Below are 4,475 nucleotides of genomic sequence, written 5' to 3' on the forward strand. Positions count from 1 at the left end.
GAGTACGTCCAGTACGAGGGCTTCCGGCCGGCACGCCGAGAGCACGCACCAAACGCCGCTCCTCAACGGGCAAACGTTGCCTGCCGCGGCACTAGTGCGGAGCTCCGACGGCCCCGGCCAGTTCAGTCAGGTCCGCCAGCATCCGTGCGGCGTCGGGTTCCCGGCCGGTGAACAGGCGGAACGCGTCGGCGGCCTGGAAGGCGGCCATGCCGCCGCCGTCGAGGGTGGCGCAGCCCAGGGCTCGGGCGGTCCGCAGCAGCTCGGTCTCCAGCGGGCGGTAGACCACCTCGGCCACCCACAGCCCGGAGTGGAGCAGGTCGGCGGGCAGGGGCAGGCCGGGGTGGGCGGCCATGCCGGTGGGGGTGGCGTGCACGATGCCGTCGGCCCGGGCGAGCAGCTCGGCCTGCCGGTCCGGGGCGGAGGCGTCCGCCCGGCCCTCTCCGAAGGTCCGGTTCAGCGCTCCGGCCAGAGCCGCGGCCCGCTCGGGCAGGGCGTCGACGACGGTGACCCGCCCGGCGCCGAGGGTGAGCGTGGCGTGGGCGACGGCCGCCCCCGCACCGCCGGCGCCCAGCTGCACGACCCGCTCCAGCGGCGCGTCGGGCAGCCCGCGCGCGAACGAGGCGGCGAAGCCGGTGACGTCCGTGTTGTGGCCGACCGCGCGGCCGTCCTCGAGGACGACGGTGTTGACCGCGCCCAGCGCCTCGGCCTGGGGGGCGAGCGCGTCCAGGTGCTCGATGACGAGCTGCTTGCACGGGTGCGTGATGTTGAGCCCGTCGAAGCCCAGGTCGCGGGCGGCCCGCACCAGGTCCCCGACCGCCTCGGGCCGAACCCCGAGGGTGTCGATGCCGATCAGCCGGTACACCAGGCGCAGGCCCCGCCGGTCTGCCTCCCGCTCGTGCAGCGCCGGGCTGAGTGACGGACCGATACCGGAACCGATCAGTCCGACGAGATACGAGTCCTTGGGCATGCGCGCCTCCCGAGCGGCTCACTAATGTACGAACTAGTACGTTAGCTATATCAGCCGAGCGCGGGCTCGGGAAGACCCCTCGGCCGGACGAGCCCTGCTTCTAGAATCACCGGCACCGGACCCTCCGCCCGAAGGAACCTGATGACCAGCGTCGAAGAACCGGCACGATCCGGCGAGCGCATCCGTGACGCCGCCCGCACCCGGGCCGAGATCCTCCACGTCGCCACCCAGGAGTTCGCCCGGGCCGGCTACGACGGCGCGCGGGTGGACGAGATCGCCGCCCGCACCCGCACCACCAAGCGGATGATCTACTACTACTTCGGCGGCAAGGAGCAGCTGTTCACGGCCGTGCTGGAGCGCGCGTACGGGGTGATCCGGGAGGCCGAGCAGGAGCTCGACGTCGACCACCTGGACCCGGTGGCGGCGATCCGGCGGCTGGCCGAGCTGACCTTCGACCACCACGAGCAGCACCCGGACTTCATCCGCCTGGTCAGCATCGAGAACATCCATGAGGCGCAGCACATCGCCGGCTCCGAGAAGCTCGGGAAGATCGGCTCCCCCGCCCTGGACGTGATCCGCCGGATCCTGGCGTCGGGCCAGGAATCGGGCCTGTTCACGGCCGACGTCGACGCCGTCGACCTGCACGCGATGATCTCCTCCTTCTGCTTCTTCCGGGTCTCCAACCGGCACACCTTCGGTGCCCTGTTCGGCCGCGACCTGCTCGACGGGGCGCAGCGCGCGCACTACCGGGCGATGCTGGGGGACATGGTGATCGCGTATCTGACGGCGGAGCGCTCGGCGGACTGAACGTCCCTCGCACCACCCCTTGACACCGGCGACACGCGGGCGCAGCATCTCTGGCCATCCCCTACTAACTACCCAGTGGGTTAATTAGCCGCGATCCGGCACGTCCCCTCTGCTCGTCCGTCGCCCCGCTCCGCCCTAGGGTGGAGCCCCCCGAAGGAGCCGCCGTGTCCGTCCCCGCCATGCCCTCAGGGTCCGCCGCCCCGCCCGGCCAGCCCAGGAAGGCCGCCACCGCCGCCTGGATCGGCAGCGCCCTGGAGTACTACGACTTCTTCATCTACGGCAGCGCCGCCGCGCTGATCTTCCCCGAGGTGTTCTTCGACGATTCCGACCCGGCGACCGCGACCCTGCTGTCGCTGGCGACGTTCGGCGTCGCGTACGCCGCCCGCCCGGTCGGCGCGCTGGTGCTCGGGCACTACGGGGACAAACTCGGCCGTAAGAAGATCATGGTCTTCACGCTGATGCTGATGGGCCTGTCGACGTTCCTCATCGGCTGTCTGCCGACCCGGGACCAGGTCGGCCCTCTCGCCCCGGTCCTGCTGGTGCTGTGCCGGGTGCTGCAGGGCATCTCGGCGGCGGGCGAGCAGGCCAGCGCCAACTCCATGACGCTGGAGCACGCGCCGCCGGACCGGCGCGGCTTCTTCACCAGCTTCACCCTCAGCGGCACCCAGGGCGGCCAGCTGCTGGCCACGCTGGTCTTCATCCCGGTCGCCGCGCTGCCCGAGGACCAGTTGCTGTCGTGGGGCTGGCGGCTGCCGTTCTGGCTGAGCGTCGGAGTCGCCGTCGTCGGCTACGTGATCCGCCGCAAGCTGGACGAGACGCCGGCCTTCGCCCAGCAGGCAGCCGAGGAGGGTGCGGTCAGGATGCCCCTCCTGATCCTGCTCCGCGAGCACTGGGCGGATGTGCTGCGAGTGATCGCGGGCGCGCTGATCGCCTCGGTCAGCACGATCTTCACGGTGTGGGCGCTGGCGTACGCCACGAGCGACGCGGTCGGCATGTCGCGTACGGCCATGCTGTGGGTGGGCGCCCTGGCCAACGTCGTCGCGCTCGCCGCGATCCCGCTGTGGGCGATGCTGTCCGACCGGATCGGGCGCCGCCCGGTCTTCCTGATCGGCGCGGCCGGCAGCGCGGTGACGATGTTCCTGTACCTGTGGGCGGTCTCCACCGGCTCCTACCCGTTGACGTTCGTGACGGGCGTCGTCTGCTTCGGCGTCGTCTACAGCGCCGCGAACGGGGTGTGGCCCGCCTTCTACGGCGAGATGTTCACCACCCGGGTCCGGCTGTCCGGCGTGGCCATCGGCACGCAGATCGGGTTCGCGGCGGCCGGGTTCGCGGTGACGTTCGCGGCGCAGATCGCGGGGCCGGGGGGCGACGACTGGTCGGCGGTGGCGCTGTTCACGGCGGCGTTGTGCGTGCCGCCGGTGATCGCGGCGGTGTCGGCGCGGGAGACGCACCGGGTTCCGACGGAGTCGCTGGGAGAGCGCGCCGAACCCGGGGCTGTTCAGCCGGAGAGGGTGACGGCCTGAGGTCATCAGGTCGTACTGCCGGGCCCCTTGAGGGCCCGGCAGCCGGTGGTTGTGCGTCGGGTGCGGGTGCGTGGGGGGGCGGTCGCGCAGTTCCCCGCACCCCTCGGGTGCCTTGCCCCGAGCCTCGTGGGTTCAGCCGTTGGACCAGGCCCGCCGGCACAGGACCAGGCGGTAGCCGTCCGGGTCCTCGACGGTGACTCCCCACTGGTTCCAGTAGGGGTTGGGAGACTCCACCCTCGTGCCGCCGTGCTCCTCCAGCCGGGCCACCAGGTCGTCCGGGACGGGACCGTCCACGTAGATGACGAGCAGGTCCTCCTCCGTGGGACGGGGCTCGACCGGCCGGGCGGGCTCGTGCACGAGTTCCAGGTGCCAGTCGGCGTCGGGCCAGCCGAGCATCAGCAGGTTGTGCTCCCCAGGTCCGTCCCCGCCCTCGGCCCGCCACACCACGCCGAGCCCGAGCCCTCCGCCCCAGAACCGCTCGGCTGCCGCGAGGTCCCTGGAGGGACGGGCGATACGGATGTGGCTGCGACCGTTCACGGGCATCGTGACCTCTTCTCCTGGCGTCCTGAGCACGGCGACGACCCGAGCCTAGGAAGGCAGCTCCCACCAGGCCATCGGCCATAGGTCCTCCGCCCCGGGCCCGAGGCCCCCTCGCTCACTCGTTCTTACGCGATCATGAACTGTTCCTGCACCCCGATGGGGTCTGAGGCGGGCCGGGCGGGGTATGCCGGATCTCACCTCGACGAGCGCGACGGGAGACGAGCCATGGCACAGCTGCGACAAGAGGTCGATCCGGGTGAGGTCGGGCTGGATCCGCAGGTGCTGGGCCGCCTGGACCGGCACTTCGCCCGACTGGTCGACGAGGGCCGTCTGCCGGGCTTCCTCGTCTCCGTCGCCCGCGGCGGGCGCGTCGCCCACCTCGCGACGCACGGCCGACGCGACATCGCGGCCGGGCTCCCGGTCGAGCCCGACACCCTGTGGCGGGTCTACTCCATGACGAAGCCGGTCACCGCGGTCGCCGCGCTGATGCTCGTGGAGGAGGGCCGGCTGTCCCTGGACGACCCGGTCGCCGACCACCTGCCCGCGTTCGCCGACCCCCGGGTCTACGTCGGCGGCGCCGGGGCGGACGTCGAGACCCGCCCGGCCGACGGCCCGATACTCGTCCGGCACCTGATGAC

General features: G+C 72.0%; 5 protein-coding genes. 3 read left to right on the forward strand and 2 right to left on the reverse strand.

Translation table 11 applies throughout. From position 1 onward, the window contains the following. Positions 1–91: 91 nt before the first annotated feature. Positions 92–967, reverse strand: a complete 876-nt coding sequence (locus ABZ281_RS39545; protein WP_356662817.1) for a shikimate dehydrogenase — start codon at positions 965–967, stop codon at positions 92–94. Positions 968–1,108: 141 nt separating this feature from the next. Here ABZ281_RS39545 and ABZ281_RS39550 point away from each other — a divergent pair, with 141 nt between their 5' ends. After that, positions 1,109–1,774, forward strand: a complete 666-nt coding sequence (locus tag ABZ281_RS39550; protein ID WP_356662818.1) for a TetR/AcrR family transcriptional regulator — start codon at positions 1,109–1,111, stop codon at positions 1,772–1,774. A 164-nt stretch (positions 1,775–1,938) separates the two neighbouring features. Beyond that, positions 1,939–3,297 carry an MFS transporter gene (locus ABZ281_RS39555; protein WP_356662819.1) on the forward strand — a complete coding sequence of 453 codons (1,359 nt, stop codon included), beginning with the start codon at positions 1,939–1,941 and terminating at the stop codon, positions 3,295–3,297. Positions 3,298–3,429: 132 nt separating this feature from the next. Here ABZ281_RS39555 and ABZ281_RS39560 read toward each other — a convergent pair whose 3' ends face one another. Next, a complete protein-coding gene (locus ABZ281_RS39560; protein WP_356662820.1) occupies positions 3,430–3,840 on the reverse strand; it encodes a VOC family protein in 411 nt (136 codons plus the stop codon). 222 nt (positions 3,841–4,062) lie between these two features. On the opposite strand from ABZ281_RS39560, the gene ABZ281_RS39565 reads away from it, so the two are divergent. Next, on the forward strand, positions 4,063–4,475 hold a 413-nt coding region (locus ABZ281_RS39565), incomplete at its 3' end, for a serine hydrolase domain-containing protein (protein WP_356662821.1).

Origin of the sequence: Streptomyces sp. NPDC006265 (assembly GCF_040613555.1) — a bacterium.
Lineage (GTDB): Bacteria > Actinomycetota > Actinomycetes > Streptomycetales > Streptomycetaceae > Streptomyces.

Bases quoted from the DNA above. Each gene is read 5' to 3' on its own strand.
- ABZ281_RS39560 (WP_356662820.1), bottom strand. From the start codon at position 3,840: ATGCCCGTGAACGGTCGCAGCCACATCCGTATCGCCCGTCCCTCCAGG.
- ABZ281_RS39550 (WP_356662818.1), top strand. From the start codon at position 1,109: ATGACCAGCGTCGAAGAACCGGCACGATCCGGCGAGCGCATCCGTGAC.
- ABZ281_RS39545 (WP_356662817.1), bottom strand. From the start codon at position 967: ATGCCCAAGGACTCGTATCTCGTCGGACTGATCGGTTCCGGTATCGGT.